The sequence below is a fragment of the Paraburkholderia bengalensis genome, from assembly GCF_037126505.1.
GTDB lineage: Bacteria > Pseudomonadota > Gammaproteobacteria > Burkholderiales > Burkholderiaceae > Paraburkholderia > Paraburkholderia bengalensis.
This window is the reverse complement of the sequence record NZ_JACFYJ010000233.1, coordinates 1-1,863: the sequence shown is the minus strand read 5'-3', so window position 1 is coordinate 1,863 and position 1,863 is coordinate 1. Positions and strand designations below refer to the sequence as shown.

The window sequence follows — 1,863 nt, the reverse complement described above, 5'->3', positions numbered from 1 at the left end:
GTAAGCGTTGCTTCACTACCGTCTGTTCATAGGTGCTCGAAATCGGCAACCTAGTTCCCACCAGATCAAGTGGGAATCAGAACGATGGAAACGAAGGCGGTAGGCCGACGACTGGGATCCAAGAACTACTCGAAGGCATTCCGGGCGATGGTCATAGAGCAATCAAACGATCCGGCCCGTTCGATCGCGGACGTAGCACAGGAACACGGTTTGAACGCCAACATGATCGCGCGCTGGCGTCGTGCTCATGAGCGCGCTCAATCGATTACGCAAGCTCAGCCCGCTGAGACGTTCATTCCTGTGCATTTGCCCGTGCCGGCGCAATTGACGTCGAGTATCGTCGTCGAGTGTGGCGCCGTGCGAGTCCGCTTCGATGGACCACCTGACCTGAGCGCGCTTCGGACGGTACTGGCAACGTTGCGGTCGTCGTCGTGATTGGCCTGCCATCAGGGACGCGTGTCTGGCTGGCTGCCGGTGTGACCGACATGCGGGCCGGGTTTAACAGTCTCGCCGCCAAGGTGCAGACCGTGCTGGAACGCGATCCGTTCTGCGGGCACGTCTTCGTGTTTCGTGGCAAACGCGGCGACCTGCTCAAGGTGCTGTGGTGGAGCGGCGATGGCATGTGCCTGCTGATGAAGCGACTCGAGAAGGGGCGCTTCGTATGGCCTCAAGCCGACAGTGGCGTTATTTGCCTGAGCCCGGCGCAACTATCAATGCTGCTGGAAGGCATCGACTGGCGGCAACCGACGAGAACAGCACGACCGACCTCAGCGTTGTAAACGTCGTTGCTGGCGCGTAAACTGCCTGCATGACGCGCGCGAACCCACTTCCCGACGATGTCGAAACGCTGAAGGCCATGCTGCTCAGCCAGGAAGCAGCACTGCGCGAGCGCGACGCGCAAGTGCTCAAACTGCAGGAAACGGTCGACTCGCAACAAGCTGCGCTGGCTTCGCGCGCAGCGGAAGTCGAACACCTGAAGCTGCTCATTGCCAAGCTGCGCCGTATGCAGTTCGGTCGCAAGTCGGAGAAGCTGGACCGTCAGATCGAGCAACTTGAGCTGCGTCTCGAAGAGCTTGAGACTGACGAAGGCGCGGCACCGGTCGAAATCCCGAAGACGCCGCGCACGGCCGTAGAACAGGCACCGCGCAAGCCACTGCCCGATCATCTGCCGCGAGATATCCAGACGCACTTACCCGAGTCTGCAGGCAAGTGCATGCAGTGCGGTGGTCTGATGAAGTCGCTGGGCGAAGACGTCGCCGAACAACTTGAGTACGTACCGGCCAGCTTCCGGGTCATTCGTCATGTGCGCCCGAAGTTTGCCTGCGTGTGTTGCGACCACATCTCTCAGGCGCCTGCACCGAGCCGCCCCATCGAACGCGGTCTCGCCGGCCCAGGGCTGCTGGCGCACGTGCTGGTCTCAAAGTTCGCAGACCACATACCGCTTTACCGGCAGTCAGTCATGTACGCGCGAGAAGGCATCGAGCTTGATCGCTCACTGCTTGCGAAGTGGGTCGGTCACGCGGCGACGCTGCTGCAGCCGCTCGTTGAAACACTGCGTCGTCACGTGATGTCGGCGACGAAACTGCATGCCGACGACACGCCGGTTCCCGTGCTTGCTCCGGGCAACGGCAAGACGAAGACGGGTCGCTTGTGGGTGTACGTGCGCGATGATCGTGCATCGGCCGACATCACACCGCCGGCGGTGTGGTTCGCCTATACGCCAGATCGCAAGGGTATCCATCCACAGCAGCACCTCGGGCCGTTCAAAGGTACGCTGCAAGCCGATGCATACGGTGGCTACCAGGCCATCTACGAAACCGGGCGCGTCACGGAGGCGGCTTGCTGGGCGCATTATCTCGAGTT

At 61.2% G+C, this 1,863-nt stretch carries 3 protein-coding genes; all 3 read left to right on the top strand.

Annotation, left to right across the window (positions count from 1 at the left end):
* Window positions 1–84: 84 nt before the first annotated feature.
* Window positions 85–435 carry an IS66-like element accessory protein TnpA gene (tnpA, locus tag H3V53_RS42910; protein ID WP_336602997.1) on the top strand — a complete coding sequence of 117 codons (351 nt, stop codon included), beginning with the start codon at window positions 85–87 and terminating at the stop codon, window positions 433–435.
* Window positions 432–779, top strand: a complete 348-nt coding sequence (gene tnpB, locus H3V53_RS42905) for an IS66 family insertion sequence element accessory protein TnpB (RefSeq protein WP_336602996.1) — start codon at window positions 432–434, stop codon at window positions 777–779. Before tnpA ends, tnpB begins: the two co-directional genes overlap by 4 nt.
* 77 nt (window positions 780–856) lie before the next feature.
* The coding region (gene tnpC / locus H3V53_RS42900; protein WP_419539757.1) for an IS66 family transposase at window positions 857–1,863 on the top strand (1,007 nt) is incomplete at its 3' end.